Source organism: Luteimonas sp. MC1895 (assembly GCF_016457215.1).
Taxonomy (GTDB): Bacteria; Pseudomonadota; Gammaproteobacteria; order Xanthomonadales; family Xanthomonadaceae; genus Luteimonas.
The window spans coordinates 74,197-94,503 of sequence record NZ_JAEMDY010000001.1 but is presented as its reverse complement, the minus strand read 5'-3'; the positions used below and the strand labels follow the sequence as shown (position 1 = coordinate 94,503).

The following is a 20,307-nucleotide window of genomic DNA, read 5'->3' as shown; positions in this document are numbered from 1 at the left end:
CGTGCTGCTGTTCTTCGCCCTGTGCTTCGTCGGCGTCGCCATCGCCGGCGCCAGCGCGTACATCATCTTCTGGCCGCTGTCGCTGGTGCAGCTGCGCGACCTCCATCCCGCCGTGCGCGAGCGCCTGGGCGAAGGTGCGTTCCTCAAGCCGCGGGTGATGTGGTGGCTGCTGTCCGGCGGCTACCGCGAGACCGGCGATCCTGCGTTCACCGGCCTGGCGACGCCGGCCCGCGTGGCGCTGTCGACGGTGATCTTCGGGCTGTCCGGCGCCGCGATCCTGTGGCTCTGGTCGGTGGCGCTGTCATGACCGGTTTCGACGACGGTCGCCAGCGTGACGAATGGTGGCTGGCCACGCTTGGACGCATGGTCATCTGGGCCCGGTTGCGCGTGCGCGAGGGCGGCACCGCCGAGGTGCTCGACAGCGACGGCAACACCCTGGGCTACGACAGCGAGGACACCGCGCGCGCCATGCTGATGGATGCCGAATACGTGGCCTTCGACGGCCTCGACGACGCCGATGCCGCCGAGCGCGGCTTCCTCCCCGGCGAGCTCACGCCGCCACAAGGCGACGATGAGGGCGTGCTGCAGGCCGGCATGATCCAGACCTTCGGCGGCAACGCCTGACCGGGGCTCCCGCCCCAGACCAGCAAGGAGACAGCCATGGACCTCGACCTCACCGGACGCCACGCACTGGTCTGCGGTGCGTCCGAAGGCATCGGTCGCGCCACCGCGATTGAACTGGCCGCGCTGGGCGCCAGCGTCACGGTGCTCTCCCGCCGCGAGGATGCGCTACGCGAGGTGGTGTCGACGCTGGCGAGTGGTGCGGGCCGCGAGCACGCCCTCGTGGCGGCCGACAGCGCAGACACCGACGGCCTGGCCAAGGCCGTGGCCTCCGTGGTCGCGCGGCGCCCCGTGCACATCCTGGTCAACAACACCGGCGGGCCGCCCGGTGGGCCCGCGGCCGACGCGCCGCTGGACGCCTTCGAAGCCGCCTTCCGCCGCCACCTGCTCGCCAACCAGGTGCTGCTGCAGGCTGTGCTGCCGGGCATGCGTGAAGCGCGCTGGGGCCGCGTGGTCAACGTGGTCTCGACCTCGGTGCGGGAACCGATCGTCGGACTGGGCGTGTCAAACACCATCCGCGGCGCGGTGGCCTCATGGGCCAAGACGCTGTCGCGCGAACTGGCGCCCGAGGGCATCACGGTCAACAACGTGCTGCCCGGCTTCACCGAGACCGGGCGCATCCGCCAGATCATCGGCGACCGCGCGAAGAAGGAAGGCCGCAGCGAAGACGACATCCGCCGCGAGATGGAGGCCGCGATCCCGGCCCGACGCTTCGCCACCGCCGACGAGACCGGCGGCGTGATCGCCTTCCTGTGCTCGCCGGCCGGGTCCTACGTCAACGGCGTCAGCCTCGCGGTCGACGGCGGGCGCATGGCCTCGATCTGAGGCCGTGCCCGAAGGCCCGGAGATCCGCCGCGCCGCCGACCGCCTTGCCGAGGCGGTGGCGGGCGAGCCGCTGGTCCGCGCCTGGTTCGCATTCACCGCACTGAAGCGCTTCGAAGCCGGCCTGGTCGGCCGCCGCATCGAATCGATCACCTCGCGCGGCAAGGCGATGCTGATCCGCTTCGACCACGACTGGACGATGTACAGCCACAACCAGCTGTACGGCGTCTGGAAAGTGGCCGCGCCGGGTGAGCAGCCGGAGACGCAGCGGTCGCTGCGCGTTGCCTTCGAGACCCCGCGCGGCGCGATCCTGCTGTACTCCGCATCGGATGTGTCGATGTGGCGCAGCGACGAAGTCGAATCGCATCCGTTCCTGCAGGGCCTTGGACCCGACGTGCTCGATACCGCTCTGGACGCGACCGCCGTTGCCGCGCGGCTGCGGTCCGCGCCCTACCGCGGCCGAGCACTCGGCAGCCTGCTGCTCGACCAGGGCTTCCTTGCGGGCATGGGCAACTACCTGCGCTCGGAGGTGCTGTTCAGCGCGGGGCTGCGGCCGGAGCGGCGGCCGAAGGACCTGGAGCCGGAAGCGACGGCACGCCTCGCACGGGCGCTGCTCGCCATCCCCCGCCTGAGCTACGCCACCCGCGGCATCGCACCCGCCGACCGCATGCGCGATGACTACCTCACCGACACGCCGGACGCCTTCCGCTTCCAGGTCTTCGGGCGCGGCGGCCAGCCCTGCCCCGCCTGCGGCACCGCGATCGAGCGCATGAGCGTCGGATCGCGCCGGCTCTACCTCTGCCCGGCCTGCCAGCCTGACGGCCCGGTCCGGCGCGGGTAAGCTTGCGGGATGCGACGCTACGCACACGTCATCGGCAGCGGGACGCGCGACGCCGCCAGCAGTCGCTGGCGCGAGGTGTGCGACCCGGCCCTGGGCCGCCCCTATGCCGAGGTCGCGGATGGCGATGCCGCCGACATCGACGCGGCGGTCGCGGCGGCGGGCGCGGCCTTCCCCGCCTGGTCGGGCCTGCGCAACAGCGAGCGTGCCCGCCACCTGGAGCGCCTCGCCGACGCCCTGGAGGCGCGGGCGGAGGACTTCGCCCACGCCGAGGCCCGTGACGGCGGCAAGCCCTATGCGCTGGCGCGCGACGCGGAAATCCCGCGCGCGGTGTCCAACCTGCGCTTCTTCGCCCACGCGGCCACCCAGTTCAGCAGCGAATCGCACCACGGCGAAGCCGGCCTCAACTACACCCTGCGCCAGCCGCTGGGGGTTGTCGGCACCATCTCGCCCTGGAACCTGCCGCTGTACCTGTTCACCTGGAAGCTCGCGCCAGCGCTCGCGGCAGGCAATACCGTGGTCGCGAAGCCGTCGGAAGTGACGCCCGCGACCGCCACCCTGTTCGGCCAGCTGGCGCTGGAGGCCGGCCTGCCGCAAGGCGTGCTCAACGTGGTGCACGGCAGCGGGCCGGACGTTGGCGAGGCCCTGGTGCGCCACGACGACGTGCGCGCGATCTCGTTCACCGGCAGCACCGCGGTGGGCCAGCGCATCGCCGGCATTGCCGGGCCGCTGCTGAAGAAGGTCTCGCTGGAGCTGGGCGGCAAGAATCCGACCCTGGTCTTCGCCGACAGCGACTGGCGCGACCAGCTCGGCATCCTCGTCCGCTCGGCCTTCCAGAACAGCGGGCAGATCTGCCTGTGCGGCTCGCGCATCCTGGTCGAGCGCAAGGTGTACGTGGAATTCCGCGACGCCTTCGTCCAGGCCGCGCTGACCCTGCGCCCGGGCGATCCCATGGACAGCGATGCCAACCTCGGCCCGCTGGTCTCGCAGGCGCACTTCGACAAGGTCGTGGCGGCGATCGCGCGGGCGCGCGACGAGGGCGGCACGGTGCTCTGCGGCGGCAGCGCGCTCGAGCGTCCGGGCTGGTTCGTGCCGCCCACGGTGATCGAGGGCCTGGGGCCGGATTGCGCCAGCAACCGCGAGGAGATCTTCGGGCCGGTCGCCACGCTGCAGCCCTTCGACGACGACGACCACGCGCTGGTGCTGGCCAACGCCGGCGACCATGGCCTGGCCGCTTCGGTGTGGACGCGCGACCTCGCCCGCGCCCACCGCTTTGGCGCGCAGCTGCGCTGCGGCATCGTCTGGATCAATACCTGGCTGCTGCGCGACCTGCGCACGCCCTTCGGCGGCATGGGCCAGTCCGGCCTGGGTCGCGAGGGCGGACTGGAGGCGATGCGCTTCTTCACCGAGCCGCGCAACGTCTGCATCGCGACCTGAGCCCGCACCCCCTTTCGCACCACACGGAACCCCCATGTACCGAATGCACGACCTCCTCGAACGCAACCGCATCTGGGCCGAGCGCGCCCGCGCCGAGGATCCCGGCTTCTTCAGCCGCCTGTCCGGGTTGCAGCACCCCAGATACCTGTGGATCGGCTGCTCCGACTCGCGCGTGCCGGCCAACCAGATCATCGACATGAACCCGGGCGAGGTCTTCGTCCACCGCAACATCGCCAATGTCGTGGTGCACACCGACCTCAACTGCCTGTCGGTGATCCAGTACGCGATCGACGTGCTCAAGGTCGAGCACATCCTGGTCGTCGGGCACTACGGCTGTGGCGGCGTGGGCGCCGCGCTCACCAGCCAGCGCGTGGGCCTGGCCGACAACTGGATCCGCCACGTCAAGGACGTGAAGCACAAGCACCGCGCGATCATCGAGGCGCTCGACAGCGACGAGATCCGCCACGATCGCCTGTGCGAGCTCAACGCCCTGGAGCAGATGATCAACGTCTGCGAGACCACGGTGGTGCGCGAAGCCTGGGCGCGCGGGCAGCAGCTCGCCGTGCACGCCTGGGTCTACTCGCTGCGCGACGGCCGGGTGCATGACCTCGGACTGTCGATCGATTGCCCGAACGCGCTGCCCGAGCAGTACGAGCCTGCGCTGCAGCGCATCAGCGAAGACCGCGAGGACCGCTGACGTGGCTAGCACCGCGGTCCAGGCCGACACCGCACCCAAGCCGGTCGGTGCCTATCCGCATGCGCGGCGCGTGGGCGACCTGCTGTTCCTGTCGGGCATCGGGCCGCGCGACCCGGCCAGCGATGCGATCCCCGGCAACGTCTATTTCGCGGATGGCCGCGTGCGCAGCTACGACATCGCCGCGCAGGCGCGCGCGGTGTTCGCCAACGTCCGCGCCGTGCTCGAGGCCAGCGGCGCGCGCTGGGAGGACCTGGTGGACGTGACCGTCTATCTCACCGACATGGCGCGCGACTTCAAGGCCTACAACGCGGTGTGGGCGGAGCACTTCCCGGACCCGGCCACCGCCCCGTGCCGGACCACGCTCGGCATCACCGCGCTGCCGACGCCGATCGCGATCGAGCTCAAGTGCGTCGCGGCCCTGAAGGGAGACACGCCATGATTCCCGCGCCGCTGAACTTCCAGAAATGGATCGACGACAACCGCCACCTGCTCAAGCCACCCGTCGGCAACAAGTGCATCTACGACGGCGAGTTCATCGTGATGGTGGTCGGCGGACCCAACGCCCGCACCGACTACCACTTCGAGGAAGGGCCTGAATGGTTCTACCAGCTCGAGGGCGAGATGGTGCTGCGCATCCAGGACGAGGGCCAGGTACGCGACGTCGCGATCCGCGCCGGCGAGACCTTCCTGCTGCCGCCGCGCGTGCCCCACTCCCCGCAGCGCGCCGAAGGCTCGATCGGGCTGGTGATCGAACGCCGGCGCCTGGCGCATGAGGACGACGGCCTGATGTGGTTCTGCGTCGAATGCAACGCCAAGCTCTACGAGGAGTTCTTCCACCTCGAAGACATCGAGCAGGACTTCTTCCGCGTCTTCGAAACCTTCTACCGCGACGAAGGCCTGCGCACCTGCAAGGCGTGCGGCCACCTCAACCCGCGGCCGACGCGCTACGAGATGCAGGCCGACTCGCAGGCCGACATCACCTGACATGCTGAAGATCGACATCCACGCCCACTACCTGCCGCGCGACTGGCCCGACCTCGCGCGCAAGTACGGCGACGAGCGCTTCCCGGTGATCCACCACACCGAGGACGGCCGCCACCGCATCTACAAGGACGGTCGCTTCTTCCGCGAGATCTGGTCCAAGACCTGGGACGCGCAGGAACGCATCGACGACTACGCGCGCTTCGGCGTCCAGGTGCAGGTGATCAGTACGGTGCCGGTGATGTTCAGCTACTGGGCCCGGCCGCACCAGGCGCTGGAGCTGCACCAGGCGCTCAACGACCACATGGCCGAAACATGCCGCGCGCATCCGCGCCACTACGCCGGCATCGGCACCGTGCCGCTGCAGTCGCCGCGGCTGGCGGTGCAGGAACTCGAGCGCTGCATGGACCAGCTCGGCCTGCAGGGCGTGCAGATCGGCTCGCACGTGCAGGTCTCGCCCGACATCCACTGGAACCTGGACGCGCCGGAACTGTTCCCGTTCTTCGAGGCCGCCGCCGACCTGGGGGCCGCGATCCTGGTGCATCCCTGGGACATGATGGGCACCGCCACCATGCCGAAGTACTGGCTGCCGTGGTTGGTGGGCATGCCGGCTGAGCAGTCGCGCGCGGCCTGCTCGCTGGTCTTCGGCGGCGTGCTGGAACGCCTGCCGAAGCTGAAGATCTGCATGGCGCACGGCGGCGGCAGCTTCCCCTACACCATCGGCCGCATCGAGCACGGCTTCAACATGCGCCCGGACCTGGTGGCCACCGACAACCCGCGCAACCCGCGCGAGTACCTGTCGCGCCTGTACTTCGACTCCTGGGTGGCCGACGACCGCGCCCTGCAGTACCTGCTCGACACCTGCGGGGTCGACCGCGTGATGCTCGGCACCGACTACCCCTTCCCGCTCGGCGAGCAGCACCCCGGCGCCGGCATCGACGCCCTCCACCTCGACCCCGCCGCCCAGGCCCGCCTCTACCACGGCACTGCGCTGGAATGGCTGGGCCTGCCGATGTCAAGGTTTACGTGAGGAGCTTTCTGCCACGGATCTACGCGCATGCGCACGAATTCACGCGGATCACGCGAAAGCAGATTCAAGGGCACTCTCCCCATCTGGTTCTCTGGCTCCATCCGTGTAAATCCGTGCGCATCCGCGCAAATCCGTGGCAAAGGCTTCTTCCATGACAGACCTGTACACCGACCGGCACGCTGCAACCCTTGACGACGCCGATCCGCTGCGCGGGATACGCGCCGAGTTCCACGTCCCGCGCCACGGCGATGGCGAGCAGGCGTATTTCGTCGGCAACTCGCTGGGGCTCCAGCCGAAGGCGGCGCGGGCGCACGTGGAGGACGTGCTCGACAAGTGGGCGGCCGAGGCGGTGGAAGCGCACTTCACCGGGACCACGCAGTGGATGCCCTACCACGCGCTGCTGCGCGATCCGCTGGCACGGGTGATGGGAGCGGAGCCTGCGGAGGTGGTGGCGATGAACTCGCTGACCGCCAACCTGCACTTCATGCTGGTGAGCTTCTACCGTCCGACGCCGGAGCGGCCGGCGATCCTGATGGAGGCCGGCGCGTTTCCGTCCGACCGCTACGCGCTGGAATCGCAGCTGCGCTTCCATGGCTTCGACCCGGCCACCGACCTGATCGAGCTGCAGCCCGACCTGCCCGAGGGCACGTTCTCGATGGAGGCCATCGCGCGCGCGATCGGACAGCACGGGCCGCGCCTGGCGCTGGTGCTGTGGCCCGGCGTGCAGTACCGCAGCGGCCAGGCCTTCGACATCGCCGCCATCACGCGGCTCGGCCACGCCGCCGGTGCCGTGGTGGGCTTCGACCTGGCGCACGCCGCGGGGAACCTCGCGCTGCGCCTGCACGACGATGGCCCCGACTTCGCCGTGTGGTGCCACTACAAGTATCTCAACGCCGGGCCGGGCGCGGTCGCGGGATGCTTCGTGCACGCGCGCCATGCGCACACCGATCGCCCGCGGTTCGCCGGATGGTGGGGACACGACGAAGCAACGCGTTTCAACATGGCGCCCGACTTCGAGCCCACGCCGGGCGCCGACGGCTGGCAGCTGAGCAACCCACCGATCCTCGGGCTGGCGCCGCTGCGCGCATCGCTGGAACTGTTCGACCGCGTGGGCATGGAGACGCTGCAGGCGAAATCGCGTGCGCTCACCGGCTATCTCGAAACCCTCATCGAGCAGCGCCTGGCGGACACGCTGCGCATCGCCACGCCGCGTGATCCGGCGCAGCGCGGCGCACAACTGTCGCTGCGCGTACTCGAGGGACGCGGCCTGCGCGGACGCGCAGCCGGGCGGTCGCTGTTCGAATCGCTGTCGGCGCAGGGCGTGCTCGGCGACTGGCGCGAACCCGACGTGATCCGCATCTCGCCGGTGCCGATGTACAACAGCCACGCCGACGTGCTGCGCTTCGTCCGCGCCACCGAGGCCTGGCGCGAGGGCCGGGCGTGACCGCGCCCGGCGCACCCGCGGCCGCCGGCACCACCGGCCAACGCGAAGCGACCATCATCGGCGCAGGCCTGGCCGGCGCGCTGATGGCCACCCTGCTCGCCCAGCGCGGCTGGAAGGTCGAGGTGTACGAAAGCCGCGGCGATCCGCGCCTGCACGGATTCGCCGGCGGGCGCTCGATCAACCTGGCCCTGGCCGAGCGTGGCCTGCACGCGCTGCGCGCGGCGGACGCCGACCGCGACGTGCTGGCGCAGGCAGTGATGATGCGCGGGCGCATGGTGCACCCGCCCGCGGGCAGCCCGCAGCTGCAGCGCTATGGCCGCGACGACAGCGAGGTGATCTGGTCGGTCAGCCGCGGCGAACTCAACATCACCCTGATCAATGCCGCGGAGGCGGCGGGCGCGGACATCCATTTCGACCGGCGGCTGGAGGCGGTGGACTTCGCCGCGAAGCGCGCCTTCTACCGCGGCGGCGGCGGGCTGCACCGGGTCGGCTTCAGCACGCTGGTCGGCTGCGACGGCGCCGGCTCCACCCTGCGCGCGCAGATGCGCGAGCGCGGCGACCTCGGCGAGCGCACCGAGTGGCTGGGCCACGGCTACAAGGAGCTGGAGATCCCGCCGGCGCCCGACGGCGACTTCCGCATCGAGCCGAACGCGCTGCACATCTGGCCGCGCGGCCGCTACATGTGCATCGCGCTGCCGAACGACGAGCGCACGTTCACCGTGACGCTGTTCATGGCGCTCAAGGACGAGGGTCATGGCGACCCGAGCTTCGAGACCGTGCCCGACGCGGCCGCCGCGAGGGCGCTGTTCGAACGGGACTTCGCCGATGCGCTGCCGCTGATTCCCGGACTCGACCACGACTTCGACGCCAACCCGGTCGGCACGCTGGGCACGCTCTACCTCGACCGCTGGCACCTCGGCGGCGACGCCGTGCTGATCGGCGACGCCGCGCACGCGATGGTGCCCTTCCATGGCCAGGGCATGAACTGCGCCTTCGAGGACTGCGTGGCGCTGGCGACGCACCTGGACGCGACGCCCGACCTGGCGGCGGCCTACGCCGCCTTCGCGGCCCAGCGCATGCCCGACGCCGCCGCCATCCAGACGATGGCGCTCGACAACTACATCGAGATGCGCGACCTCGTCGACGACCCCGGCTTCCTGCTGCAGCGCGGGCTGGAGCTGGCGCTGCAGGCGCGCCACCCGACGCGCTTCATCCCGCACTACGCGATGGTCACCTTCATGCGCATCCCCTACTCGCTCGCCCTCCGGCGCAGCGAGATCCAACGGCGGATCCTGGAAGACGCGACGCGCGGCTGCTCGGCGCTCGAGCAGGTCGACGTCGCGGCGCTCGACCCGGTGGTCGAGGCCGCCCTGCCGCCGCTGGCGGACACGCCATGAGTGCGCCGACCGGGCGGCCGTGGCCCGCGGCGCCGCGGCGGCCCGGCGATGGAGTGGCACGCGCGTGACCGACAGCTTCCTGTTCTACGACCTCGAAACCTGGGGCACCGATCCGCGGCGCACGCGCATCGCGCAGTTCGCCGCGATCCGCACCGATACCGACCTCGTCGAACAGGGTGATCCGATCGAGTTCCTGGTCCGCCCACCCGACGACCTGCTGCCCTCGCCCGGAGCCTCGATGGTCACCGGCCTGGCCCCGCAGGACGCACGGAGCGGGCTGTCCGAGGCCGAGGCCTTCGCGCGCATCGCCGACGAGATGTCGCGGCCGGGCACCTGCACGCTGGGCTACAACTCGCTGCGCTTCGACGACGAGTTCGTGCGCCATGGGCTGTTCCGCAACTTCCACGACCCCTACGAGCGCGAGTGGCGCAACGGCAACTGCCGCTGGGACCTGCTCGACGTGATGCGCCTGGCGCACGCGCTGCGGCCCGAGGGCCTGGAGTGGCCGGTGCGCGAGGATGGCGCGACCTCGTTCCGGCTCGAGCACCTGGCCGCGGCCAACGGCGTGCGCATCGGCGATGCCCACGAGGCGCTCTCGGACGTGCGCGCGCTGATCGGCCTGGCGCGCCTGTTCCGCAGCGCCCAGCCGCGCCTGTGGCAGTACGCGCTGGCCCTGCGCGGCAAGCGCCACGTGGCCGGCCTGCTCGATCCGATCGCGATGACGCCGGTCCTGCACGTCTCGCAGCGCTATCCGGCCGCGCGCCTCTGCGCGGCGGCGGTGGTGCCGGTGGCGGTGCACCCGCAGATCCCCAGCCGCGTCATCGTCTACGACCTCGACGGCGACCCCGGCGAACTGCTGGCGCTGTCGCCGGAGGAGATCGCCGCGCGCCTCTACGTGCGCTCGGCCGACCTGCCCGAAGGCGTGTCGCGCGTGCCGCTGAAGGAGGTGCGCACCAACCGCTGCCCGGCCCTGGTGCAGTGGGGCCATCTCCGTCCCGCCGACTTCGCGCGCCTGGGCATCGACCGCGAGGCGGCGGAGGCCCGCGCCGCGCGCATCCGTGCCCAGGGGCCGGCGATCGCCGAGAAGGTCCGCCGCGTGTTCGCACGGGAACGCGACGCGCGCCAGCCGACCGACGTCGACGCCGCGCTCTACGACGGCTTCATCGGCGACGGCGACAAGGCGCGCATGGCGCGCGTGCGCGCCACGCCCCCCGCGCAGCTGGGCGCCGTCGACTTCGGCTTCCAGGACCCGCGCCTGCCCGAACTGCTGTTCCGCTACCGCGCCCGCAACTGGCCCGAGACACTCGGCGCCGCGGACCGCGCGCGCTGGGACGACTATCGCCGCCAGCGCCTGCATGCCGACGCCGGCCTGTCCGAATGCACCTTCGAGGCCTACTTCGCCGATATCGCGCGGCTGCGCGCGGAGACGACGGGTGACGCCGTCCGCCAGGCCCTGCTGGACCGCCTGGAGCACTGGGGTCGCGAACTCGCGGCGGGACTGCCCCCGGGCAGTGACGTGCCAGGCGGAGACGCCGGGGCCGACGTCCCCGTATCCGTATCCGAAGCCGAAGCAGGCGCCGACGCCGACCCCGCCACGCCATGACCCGCTATTTCACCGACCACACCTTCCGCTTCCTGCGTGCGCTGGCGCGCCACAACGAGCGCGCCTGGTTCCACGCCCACAAGCAGGACTACGACACGCACGTGCGCGACCCGCTGCAGCGGCTCCTCACCGATCTCCAGCCCGACCTCGCGGCCGTCAGCCTCCACTTCCGCGCGGACCCGCGCGCGGTCGGCGGATCGCTCTACCGGATCCAGCGCGATACCCGCTTCGCCAACGACAAGAGCCCGTACAAGACCTGGCAGGGCGCGCGCCTGTTCCACGCGCGGCGGCAGGAGCTGGCGACGCCGCTGTACTACCTGCACGTCCAGCCGGGTGGCTGCTTCGTCGGCGCCGGCATCTGGCGCCCCGAATCGCCCGCGCTGCGGACCCTCCGCCAGTTCATCGTCGACAATCCCGCAGGTTGGCAGGCCGCGGCCCACGCGCCGGCGTTCCGGCGCCGCTACACGCTCGACGACGAGGACCGGCTGGTGCGCCCGCCGCGCGGCTTCCCGGCCGACTTTGCCTTCATCGACGACCTGCGCCACCGCAGCTTCGTCGCCTGGCGTCCGCTGGACGACGACACCGTCACCGGCCCGCGGCTGCGCCAGGTCCTGGCGAAGGACCTGCGCGACCTCGCGCCCTTCGTCGACTATCTTTGCGCGGCACTCGACCTGGAGTTCTGACATGGCCGATACACGCAGGCGCGGGCTCGCCGCCTGGACCGTGGCGGTGGCGCTGCTGGCGCTGCTGGCCTGGACCGCCAGCGGACCCTGGCGGGCGGTCGCCGGCATCCGCCAGGCGGTGGACGCCGGTGACGCGCGTGCCCTGGCGCGGCACGTCGACTTCCCGGCGCTGCGCGCCAGCCTCAAGCCGCAGGTGCAGGACCGCATCGTCCGCGCCGCGGGCGTCGAGGCGCAGACGGGACGGTTCGCCGCCTTCGGGCTGACCGTGGCCACCGGACTGGCGGCCGGGGTGGTCGACGCGATGGTCACGCCCACCGGGCTTGCCGCGCTGATGGAAGGGCGCAGGGTCTGGGACCGCGCCAGCAACGTCCCGCCCGCCTCCGGCAGCGGCGGCGACGCGGCACCCGACGCCACGCCGCGGCCACGGCTGCGCTTCGAATCCCTTTCCCGCAGCTCGGCCGTGGTGACGCTCGATGATGGCAGCGAGCTCGGCCTGGTGCTGACGCGCCAGGGCCTGCGCTGGCGCCTGTCGGAGATCCGGCTGCCCCCGGCGGACGCGTCGCCGGCCGCCCTGCGCTGACCAGCGCGGACCGGCCGGGCCGCTGGCTTCAGAGCGGGTTGGACACGCCGTGCGGCACGTGGCCGGTGGTCACGTGCTGGCGTGCCGAGTCGATGTTGTGCTGCGAGTCGTCGAAGAAGATGTCGGCGCCGAAGACATCGAGGAAGGGTCCCTTCGCGCGTCCGCCCAGGAACAGCGCCTCGTCCAGGCGCACGCCCCACTCGCGCAGGGTGCGGATCACCCGCTCGTGCGCAGGCGCCGAGCGCGCGGTCACCAGCGCGGTGCGGATCGGCGAGGCCTCGCCGGGCGGATAGGCCGCCTGCAGGTGGTGCAGCGCGTCGAGGAAGCCGCGGAACGGCCCGCCGGACAGCGGCTCGCGTGCCCGCTCGATCTCGTGGCGGTGGAAGGCCTCGATGCCGGACTCGCGCGAGACCCGCTCGCCCTCGTCGCCGAAGATCACCGCGTCGCCGTCGAAGGCGATGCGCAGCTGGTCATGCCGGTGCGCCGGCGCCTTGGCCGGCAGGATGGTCGCCGCCGCCACGCCGTTCACCAGCGCGGCGCGCACCGACTCCGGGTTGGCCGACAGGAACAGCTGGGCGCCGAAGGGGCGGATATAGGGCCAGGTCGGCTCGCCCGAGGTGAAGGTGGCGCGCGAGATCGCCAGGCCGTGGTGCTGGATGGCGTTGAAGATGCGCAGGCCGGTGTCGGCCGAGTTGCGCGACAGCAGGATGACTTCCACCCGCGGCGCCTCGGGCGACGCACCCTCGTTGAGGGCGAGCAGCTTGCGCACCAGCGGGAAGGCGATGCCCGGCTCGAGGATCTCGTCCTCGTTGATGCGCTGGTGTTCGGCGTAGGCCTCGATGCCGTCGCGCTCGAACAGCGCGTGGCTGTCCTCGAGGTCGAACAGCGCGCGGGACGAGATGGCGACGATCAGCGGCGGAAGGACGTCGGATGGCATGGCGCGAGTATGCGCGATGCCGGTCGCAGGGGGCGAGACGCCTCAGGTCTCGAACTGCTCGCTGAGGATGCGTTCTTCCAGGTTGTGCTCGGGGTCGAACAGCAGGGTCACCGTGCGGTCGCGCGACTCCTGGATGGTCACCTCGACCACGTCGCGCACCTCATGCGAATCGGCGGTGGCACTCACCGGCCGCTTGTAGGGATCGAGCACGCGGAAGCGCACGACCGTGTCGGCCTTGAGCAGCGCGCCGCGCCAGCGCCGGGGGCGGAACGCCGCGATCGGGGTGAGGGCCACGACGCTGCTGCCCAGCGGCAGGATCGGACCGTGCGCGGAATAGTTGTAGGCGGTGCTGCCCGCGGGCGTGGCCAGCATCACGCCGTCGCAGACCAGCTCGTCCAGCCGCACCTGGCCGTTGAGTTCGATCGAGACATGCGCCGCCTGTCGCGTCTGGCGCAGCAGCGACACTTCGTTGTAGGCGAGCGATCCGACGCTGGCGCCGGATTCGGTGGCCGCCACCATCTCCAGCGGCCGCAGCACGGCCGGCTCGGCCCCTTCCAGCCGCGCCATCAGGTCCGGCACGCTGCCGACCTCGCCCTGGTAATGGTTCATCAGGAAGCCGACGGTGCCGAGCTTGAGCCCGTAGACCGGCTTGCCCAGCGCACCGTGGCGATGCAGCGTCTGCAGCATGAACCCGTCGCCGCCCAGGGCGCAGATGATGTCGGACTCGGCCGGGGCGCACTGGCCGTGGCGGGCGGTGAAGCGCGCCAGCGCGGCCTGCGCGTCGGCCGCGGGACTGGCAAGGAAGGCGATGCGCGGCGATCCGGTCATGCCCGCAGCATACCGCGGGCCCCTGGCCGGTAAAGCCCCGCCCTCCCCCGCGGCGCGGAGGGAGGGCGGGCTGCTGGCTCAGCCCGCGCTGGCGAGCTGCGCCAGGCGGCGCACCGCGACCGAGGCGGTCGGGTAGTCCAGCGTGGTCTGCGCCGCGAGCTCGGCCAGCATGCCGAGGGTGAAGCGCAGCGCGGCATCGTCGCGGCCGATCCACTGCGCCACCTTGGCGTCGGCATCGCGGCCCGGCATCGACAGCACCTGCCCCACCAGGGCGCGCTGCTGCGCAGCGAGTTCGTCACGCAGAGCTCCGCGGGCGACCGCGTGCCAGCGCCCGTCGACCGCGAGCTGGTCGATCTGGCGCACCAGCCACGGCAGGTTGAGCGCATCGGCCAGGCGGAAGTACACCCGCGCCACCTCGACCGGCTTGCGCTTGCGCTCGCGGGCCAGCTCGATGATGTCCGGGCTCGCTTCGAGGTACGGCAGGGCCGCCAGCTGGCTGGCCAGCCCGTCCGGCACGCCCTTGGCGCGCCAGTCGACGAGCGACTGCTCGTAGGCGGGGCGCTGCGCGGCGGTCAGGATGTCCTCGCCGGCATAGATCGCCTGGAAGCCGTCGTGGTAACGCTCCACCGCGCTGGTGATGGTCGGTAGCGCGCCGGGGCGCGCCAGCAGCCAGCGCGTGAACGAGCGCTGCAGTGCCCAGATCACCTGCAGGGCGTCGATCTGCACCGACTCGTGCACCTTGCCGTCGAGCGCATCGATCTGCGCCCACAGCGTGCGCGCCTCGATGGTCTCGCGGGTGACCGTGAACGCCTTGGCCACCTCGGCCGGCGTGCGCCCGCTGTCTTCCTGCATGCGCAGCAGGAAGGTCGCGCCCATGCGGTTGATGGTCGAGTTGGTCACCGCGGTGGCGATGATCTCGCGCTTCAGGCGGTGCTGCTCCATCGCCTTGGCGTACTTCGCCTGCAGCGGCTGCGGGAAGTAGCGCTGCAGCTCGCGCGACAGGTAAGGGTCCTCCGGGATGTCGGAATTGAGCAGCTGCTCGAACGCGACCAGCTTCGAGTACGACAGCAGCACGGCCAGCTCCGGACGGGTCAGGCCCTGCTCGCGGGCCTTGCGCTCGGCGAGCTCGGCGTCGCTGGGCAGGTACTCGATCTGGCGGTCGAGCAGCCCCTGCGATTCCAGGGTCTGGATGAAGTGCTGCTTGGACCCCAGGCGCGACACGCTCATCCGCTCCATCAGGCTGATGGCCTGGTTCTGGCGGTAGTTGTCGTTGAGCACCAGGCCGGCGACCTCGTCGGTCATCGCCTTGAGCAGCGCATTGCGGTCGGCGAGCTTCAGCTTGCCGGCCTGCACCTGCGCGTTGAGCAGGATCTTGATGTTGACCTCGTGGTCGGAGGTGTCCACGCCGGCGGAGTTGTCGATGAAGTCGGTGTTGAGCAGCACGCCGGCCTGCGCGGCCTCGATGCGGCCGCACTGGGTCATGCCCAGGTTGCCGCCCTCGCCCACGATGCGGCAGCGCAGTTCGCCGCCGTTGACGCGGATGGCGTTGTTGGCGCGGTCACCGACGTCGGCATGGGTCTCGCCCGCGCCCTTGACGTAGGTGCCGATGCCGCCGTTCCAGAGCAGGTCGACCGGCGCCCGGAGCACCGCCGACATCAGCTCGTTCGGGCTCATCGCGGTCACGCCCTCGTCGAGGCCCAGCGCGGCGCGCATCTGCGCCGACACCGGGATCGACTTCGCGCTGCGCGGGAACACGCCGCCACCGGCGCTGATCAGCGACTTGTCGTAGTCGTCCCAGCTCGAACGCGGCACCTTGAACAGCCGCTGGCGCTCCCGGAAGGAGATCGCCGCGTCCGGATCGGGGTCGACGAAAATGTGGCGGTGGTCCATCGCCGCGACCAGGCGGATGTGCTTCGACAGCAGCATGCCGTTGCCGAACACGTCGCCGGACATGTCGCCGATGCCGACCGCGGTGAAGTCCTGCTTCTGGCAGTCGATGCCCAGCGCGCGGAAGTGGCGCTTGACCGACTCCCAGGCGCCGCGCGCGGTGATGCCCATGCCCTTGTGGTCATAGCCGACCGAGCCGCCCGAGGCGAAGGCGTCGTCCAGCCAGTAGCCGTACTCGCGGGAGATGCCGTTGGCGATGTCGGAGAAGGTCGCGGTGCCCTTGTCGGCAGCCACCACCATGTAGGGATCCGGATCGTCGTGGCGCACCACGTCCTTCGGCGGCACGATGGCGCCGTCGACGGTCAGGTTGTCGGTCAGGTCGAGCAGGCCGCTGATGAAGCGCCTGTAACAGGCGATGCCCTCGGCCTGCTGGGCGTCGCGGTCGCCGCCGACCGGCGGACGCTTGACGATGAAGCCGCCCTTGGAGCCGACCGGAACGATCACCGTGTTCTTCACCATCTGCGCCTTGACCAGGCCCAGCACCTCGGTGCGGAAGTCCTCGCGGCGGTCGGACCAGCGCAGGCCGCCACGCGCCACCGGACCGAAGCGCAGGTGGGTGCCCTCGACGCGCGGACCGCAGACGAAGATCTCGCGGTAGGGACGCGGCTTGGGCAGGTCGGGAACGCGGGCCGAGTCGAACTTGAAGGCGATGTAGTCCTTCGGCCGTCCCTCGCCGTCGAGCTGGTAATAGTTGTTGCGCAGCGTCGCGTCGATCACGCCGACGTAGCTGCGCACGATGCGGTCCTCGTCGAGGCTGGCCACGCCCTCCAGCAGCTCGCGGATCCCGGCGTGCGCGACATCGATGGCGGCGCGGCGGGCCTTGTCGGCCACGGCGGGATCGAAGCGCGCCTCGAACAGCTCGACCAGCTTGGCCGCGAGCTTCGGATTGCGGACCAGGGTTTCCTCGACGTAGGCCTGCGAGAACGGCACGCCGACCTGCAGCAGGTACTTGCAGTAGGCGCGCAGCATCGACACCTGGCGCCAGCCCAGGCCGGCCGACGCGACCAGCCGGTTGAAGCCGTCGTTCTCGGCGTCGCCGCGCCAGATGCTGGCGAAGCCGTCCTCGAAGCGGGCGGCATCGGGCTCGACCCCGCCGGCCACCTCGACCTCGAAGTCCTGGATATAGGCCACGCGCGGCGCGCCGCCGTCGGCCGCCGCGACCTCGAGCCGGTGCGGATGCTCGGCGATGACCCGCAGGCCCATGTTCTCCATCATCGGCAGCACTTCCGACAGCGCGATGTCGCCGCCGGCCCGGTACAGCTTGAGGCGCAGCACGCTCTCGCCCGGGCGGTGCAGCACGGCGCGCTGCAGGCTGAGGCGGAGGTCCTCCGGCCCGGTCAGCGCGTCGAGCCGGGCGACGTCGCCGGCCGCCACGGCCGGGGTCGCGCGTTCGATGTACGGTGCCGGCAGCGCGCGCCCCCAGGTGGACGCCAGCGCCAGGCCGCGCGCCTCGCCCTCGCTTCCGATCAGGGCCTCGCGCAGGTCGTCCTGCCAGTTGCGCACGATCGCGGCCAGGCGCGCCTGCAGCGCGGCCTCGTCGACCTCGACCGCCTCGCCGGTGCGCGGGCGCACCAGCATGTGCAGCTGGGCCAGCGGCGATTCGCCCAGGGTGACATTGGTGTCGACGTGGTCGGCGCCCAGGACCTCCTTGAGCATCGCCTCGACACGCAGGCGGACCTCGGTGTTGTAGCGGTCGCGCGGCACGTAGCCGAGCACCGAGTAGAAGCGGCCATAGTGGTCGCGGCGCAGGAAGACGCGGCTGCGCACGCGCTCCTGCAGGCCGAGGATGCCGCTGGCCACGCGCTGCAGCTCGCCGCTGGAGGCCTGGAACAGCTCGTCGCGCGGCAGCGATTCGAGGATGTGCTTGAGCGCCTTGCCGCTGTGGCCGGTGTCGGCCAGGCCCGAGGAGCCCATCACCTGCTCGTAGCGCTCGCGCACGATCGGGATGTCCCAGGGACGGCGGTTGTAGGCGCTCGAGGTGTAGAGCCCGAGGAAGCGCTTCTCGGTGACCGCGCGGGTGCCCTTGGCGTCGAAGCCGAGCAGGCCGATGTAGTCCATGTAGCCGGGACGATGGATGGTGGACCGCGCGTTGGTCTTGGTCAGGATCAGCGGCTCGATGGTCCGCTCGGTGCGCTGCGCGCCCACGGTGCTGAGCAGACGCGGCTTGCCCACGTCGCGGCAGCGCAGCAGGCCCAGGCCGCTGCCTTCGACCGCCTGCAGCACGTCGTCGCGGCCCTTCCTGACCACCTCGTACTCGCGGTAGCCGAAGAAGGTGAAGTGGTTGTCGGCGGCCCAGCGCAGGAAGGCCTGGATTTCCGCGCGCTCGGCCTCGGAAACCGGCAGCGCCGCGCCCGACAGGCCCTCGGCGACCTCTTCCATGCGCGTGCGCATCGCCTGCCAGTCGCCCACGATCAGGCGCACGTCCTCGAGCACGCCGCGCACCGCGGCCTCGACGCGCGCGCAGCCTTCCGGCGTCTGGCGGTCGATCTCCAGGTGCATCAGCGATTCGGGCGTGCCCTGGCCGACGCCGGTCAGCTTGCCGGCGCGGTCGCGCCCGAGCTGCACCACCGGGTGACCGAGCACGTGCACGCCGATCCCGAGTTCGGACAGCGCCATGGTCACCGAGTCGACGAGGAACGGCATGTCGTCGTTGGCGATCTGCAGCACCGTGTGCTGGGTCTCCCAGCCGTGCGAGGCCAGGGTCGGATTGAACAGGCGCACGCTGGCGCTGCCGGCCTTGCGCTTGCCGATCGAGGCGAGGAAGTCGGTCGAGAGCGCGGCCCAGCCGTCAGCCTCGTGGAGGCTGATCTCGTCCTCGCCCATGCGCTGGTAGAAGGCCGCGGCAAAGGTGGCGGCGTCGTCGCCACCGGACTTGCCCGCGCGCTTGCGCACGGCGGCCAGCACGGGTTCGAGCAGCCGGCTGTCGCGCGCCGCCGCGCGGCGGTCGCCGGTGGTGGCTTTTGCGGGGCGGGCAGGAGCCTTCTTCGATGCAGTACTCATGTCGGTATCCGGATGCAATGAGGCCCGCGCACAGGCACGGGCCAAGGGAGTCGGTTCGTCAGGAACGGCGTCGCGCCGCCGCGCCGCGGCCCGGGATCGGGATCGGCACGGGACGCGGGCAATGGCAGGGTTTGCGCACGGGCTGCACGGTCGTCGATGCGTCAGCGCAGCCCGGTCTCATGCCGGGCGATCACCAGCCGCTGGATCTCGCTGGTGCCCTCGTAGATCTCGGTGATCTTGGCATCGCGGAAATAGCGTTCGATCGGCATTTCCTTCGAATAGCCCATTCCGCCGTGGATCTGCAGCGCCTGGTGGGTGATCCACATGGCCGCTTCGGACGCGGTGAGCTTGGCGATCGCGGCCTCGTTGCTGAAGCGCTGGCCCTGGCCCTTCACCCACGCCGCGCGCAGCGTCAGCAGCAGGGCCGCGTCGAGCTTGCACTTCATGTCGGCGATCTTGGCCTGGGTCATCTGGAAGGTGCCGATCGGCGCACCAAAGGCCTTGCGCTCCCTGACGTACTCGAGCGTCGCCTCGTAGGCCGCGCGGGCGATGCCGATGGCCTGGGAGGCGATGCCGATGCGACCGGCGTCGAGCACGCCCATGGCGATCCTGAAGCCCTCGCCTTCCTTGCCCAGCACTTCATCGGGCTTGACCACGTAGCCGTCGAACTCGATTTCGCAGGTGGCCGAGGCGCGGATCCCGAGCTTGGGCTCGGTCTTGCCGCGGGCGAAGCCCTCGCGCGTGGTGTCGATCACGAAGGCGGTGATGCCGCGCGCGCCCTTTTCCGGATCGGTCATGGCGAACAGCACGATGTACTTCGCCACCGGGCCGGAGGTGATCCAGCTCTTCTTGCCGTTGACGACGTAGCTGCCGTCGGCCTGCCTGACGGCGCGGCAGCGCATGGCGGTGGCGTCCGATCCGGACTGCGGCTCGGTCAGCGCGAAGGCGCCGATCTCGCGGCCCTCGGCGATGGCCGAGACGTAGAGCGTCTTCTGCTCCTCGGTGCCGTGGGTCAGGATGCCGTTGCAGAACAGCGAGTTGTTGACCGACATGATCGTGGAATGCGCGGCGTCGGCTGCAGCCACCTCGACCATGGCCAGCACGTAGGCCACCGGATCCATGCCCGCGCCGCCGTACTCCGCCGGCACCTCGATGCCCATCAGCCCGTTCTCGCCCAGCAGGCGGATATTGTCGAGCGGGAATTCGCCGGTGCGGTCGTGGTGCTCGGCGCTCGGCGCGATCTTCTCCTGCGCGATGCGGCGGGCCACGTCCTGGATCATCAACTGTTCTTCGGTGAAGCTGAAATCCACGCGCTGCTCCTGTATGCGCCGCGCCTGCGACGGCCTGAAAACAAGAGCGCCATTCTAGCCTGCCCGCCGTCCGGCATCGACACTCGGCGGGCGCCGGGGCGCCGCGGGCAGCCGCGCGCGGCCTTGACCGGGCGCGGACGGCGTTGAACAAT

General features: G+C 71.1%; 17 protein-coding genes and 1 pseudogene. 14 read left to right on the top strand and 4 right to left on the bottom strand.

Translation table 11 applies throughout. The features are described from left to right. Position 1 precedes the first annotated feature (1 nt). From JG616_RS00370 to JG616_RS00305, 14 genes and pseudogenes are all read left to right on the top strand, one after another. Entirely contained in the window at positions 2-307 is a 306-nt protein-coding gene (locus tag JG616_RS00370) for a hypothetical protein (RefSeq protein WP_199391340.1), read from the top strand. Next, positions 304-624 carry a hypothetical protein gene (locus tag JG616_RS00365; protein ID WP_199361996.1) on the top strand — a complete coding sequence of 107 codons (321 nt, stop codon included), beginning with the start codon at positions 304-306 and terminating at the stop codon, positions 622-624. The genes JG616_RS00370 and JG616_RS00365 overlap by 4 nt, the downstream gene beginning before the upstream one ends. Before the next feature lie 36 nt (positions 625-660). After that, positions 661-1,446, top strand: a complete 786-nt coding sequence (locus tag JG616_RS00360) for an SDR family oxidoreductase (RefSeq protein ID WP_199361995.1) — start codon at positions 661-663, stop codon at positions 1,444-1,446. Between the two features lie 4 nt (positions 1,447-1,450). Further along, on the top strand, positions 1,451-2,284 hold the full coding sequence (gene nei, locus JG616_RS00355; protein WP_199361994.1) for an endonuclease VIII: 834 nt from the start codon (positions 1,451-1,453) through the stop codon (positions 2,282-2,284). A gap of 9 nt (positions 2,285-2,293) precedes the next feature. Next, positions 2,294-3,718, top strand: a complete 1,425-nt coding sequence (locus JG616_RS00350) for an aldehyde dehydrogenase (RefSeq protein ID WP_199361993.1) — start codon at positions 2,294-2,296, stop codon at positions 3,716-3,718. Positions 3,719-3,752: 34 nt separating this feature from the next. Beyond that, positions 3,753-4,415 carry a carbonate dehydratase gene (gene can, locus JG616_RS00345; protein WP_199361992.1) on the top strand — a complete coding sequence of 221 codons (663 nt, stop codon included), beginning with the start codon at positions 3,753-3,755 and terminating at the stop codon, positions 4,413-4,415. 1 nt (position 4,416) lies between these two features. After that, on the top strand, positions 4,417-4,854 hold the full coding sequence (locus tag JG616_RS00340) for a RidA family protein (RefSeq protein WP_343224950.1): 438 nt from the start codon (positions 4,417-4,419) through the stop codon (positions 4,852-4,854). Further along, complete coding sequence (locus tag JG616_RS00335; protein ID WP_199391338.1) at positions 4,851-5,399, top strand: 3-hydroxyanthranilate 3,4-dioxygenase; 549 nt, start codon at positions 4,851-4,853, stop codon at positions 5,397-5,399. Before JG616_RS00340 ends, JG616_RS00335 begins: the two co-directional genes overlap by 4 nt. Position 5,400: 1 nt before the next feature. After that, positions 5,401-6,426, top strand: coding sequence for an amidohydrolase family protein (locus JG616_RS00330; RefSeq protein ID WP_199361989.1), 1,026 nt, complete (start codon positions 5,401-5,403; stop codon positions 6,424-6,426). Positions 6,427-6,577: 151 nt separating this feature from the next. Then, entirely contained in the window at positions 6,578-7,870 is a 1,293-nt protein-coding gene (gene kynU / locus JG616_RS00325; RefSeq protein ID WP_199391337.1) for a kynureninase, read from the top strand. Further along, positions 7,867-9,267, top strand: coding sequence for an NAD(P)/FAD-dependent oxidoreductase (locus JG616_RS00320; RefSeq protein ID WP_343224949.1), 1,401 nt, complete (start codon positions 7,867-7,869; stop codon positions 9,265-9,267). Before kynU ends, JG616_RS00320 begins: the two co-directional genes overlap by 4 nt. A 64-nt stretch (positions 9,268-9,331) precedes the next feature. Continuing rightward, positions 9,332-10,768, top strand: a pseudogene (gene sbcB, locus JG616_RS00315) (exodeoxyribonuclease I); the annotation flags it as partial. A 98-nt stretch (positions 10,769-10,866) separates the two neighbouring features. Continuing rightward, positions 10,867-11,553, top strand: coding sequence for a DUF2461 domain-containing protein (locus JG616_RS00310; protein WP_199391335.1), 687 nt, complete (start codon positions 10,867-10,869; stop codon positions 11,551-11,553). 1 nt (position 11,554) lies between these two features. Continuing rightward, positions 11,555-12,133 carry a DUF2939 domain-containing protein gene (locus JG616_RS00305; protein ID WP_199391334.1) on the top strand — a complete coding sequence of 193 codons (579 nt, stop codon included), beginning with the start codon at positions 11,555-11,557 and terminating at the stop codon, positions 12,131-12,133. Between the two features lie 28 nt (positions 12,134-12,161). Here JG616_RS00305 and JG616_RS00300 read toward each other — a convergent pair whose 3' ends face one another. The 4 genes from JG616_RS00300 to JG616_RS00285 all read right to left on the bottom strand — a co-directional run bounded on the left by JG616_RS00300 (position 12,162) and on the right by JG616_RS00285 (position 20,155). Next, a complete protein-coding gene (locus tag JG616_RS00300; protein ID WP_199391333.1) occupies positions 12,162-13,070 on the bottom strand; it encodes a 5'-nucleotidase in 909 nt (302 codons plus the stop codon). Between the two features lie 42 nt (positions 13,071-13,112). Beyond that, a complete protein-coding gene (locus JG616_RS00295; RefSeq protein WP_199391332.1) occupies positions 13,113-13,898 on the bottom strand; it encodes an NAD kinase in 786 nt (261 codons plus the stop codon). A 78-nt stretch (positions 13,899-13,976) separates the two neighbouring features. Then, positions 13,977-18,845, bottom strand: a complete 4,869-nt coding sequence (locus JG616_RS00290; RefSeq protein ID WP_199391331.1) for an NAD-glutamate dehydrogenase domain-containing protein — start codon at positions 18,843-18,845, stop codon at positions 13,977-13,979. A 161-nt stretch (positions 18,846-19,006) separates the two neighbouring features. Continuing rightward, positions 19,007-20,155, bottom strand: a complete 1,149-nt coding sequence (locus tag JG616_RS00285) for an acyl-CoA dehydrogenase family protein (RefSeq protein ID WP_199391330.1) — start codon at positions 20,153-20,155, stop codon at positions 19,007-19,009. Positions 20,156-20,307 lie beyond the last annotated feature (152 nt).

Bases quoted from the DNA above. Each gene is read 5' to 3' on its own strand.
- JG616_RS00365 (WP_199361996.1), top strand. From the start codon at position 304: ATGACCGGTTTCGACGACGGTCGCCAGCGTGACGAATGGTGGCTGGCC.
- JG616_RS00360 (WP_199361995.1), top strand. From the start codon at position 661: ATGGACCTCGACCTCACCGGACGCCACGCACTGGTCTGCGGTGCGTCC.
- JG616_RS00350 (WP_199361993.1), top strand. From the start codon at position 2,294: ATGCGACGCTACGCACACGTCATCGGCAGCGGGACGCGCGACGCCGCC.
- can (WP_199361992.1), top strand. From the start codon at position 3,753: ATGTACCGAATGCACGACCTCCTCGAACGCAACCGCATCTGGGCCGAG.
- JG616_RS00335 (WP_199391338.1), top strand. From the start codon at position 4,851: ATGATTCCCGCGCCGCTGAACTTCCAGAAATGGATCGACGACAACCGC.
- JG616_RS00330 (WP_199361989.1), top strand. From the start codon at position 5,401: ATGCTGAAGATCGACATCCACGCCCACTACCTGCCGCGCGACTGGCCC.
- kynU (WP_199391337.1), top strand. From the start codon at position 6,578: ATGACAGACCTGTACACCGACCGGCACGCTGCAACCCTTGACGACGCC.
- JG616_RS00310 (WP_199391335.1), top strand. From the start codon at position 10,867: ATGACCCGCTATTTCACCGACCACACCTTCCGCTTCCTGCGTGCGCTG.
- JG616_RS00305 (WP_199391334.1), top strand. From the start codon at position 11,555: ATGGCCGATACACGCAGGCGCGGGCTCGCCGCCTGGACCGTGGCGGTG.
- JG616_RS00300 (WP_199391333.1), bottom strand. From the start codon at position 13,070: ATGCCATCCGACGTCCTTCCGCCGCTGATCGTCGCCATCTCGTCCCGC.
- JG616_RS00295 (WP_199391332.1), bottom strand. From the start codon at position 13,898: ATGACCGGATCGCCGCGCATCGCCTTCCTTGCCAGTCCCGCGGCCGAC.
- JG616_RS00290 (WP_199391331.1), bottom strand. From the start codon at position 18,845: ATGAGTACTGCATCGAAGAAGGCTCCTGCCCGCCCCGCAAAAGCCACC.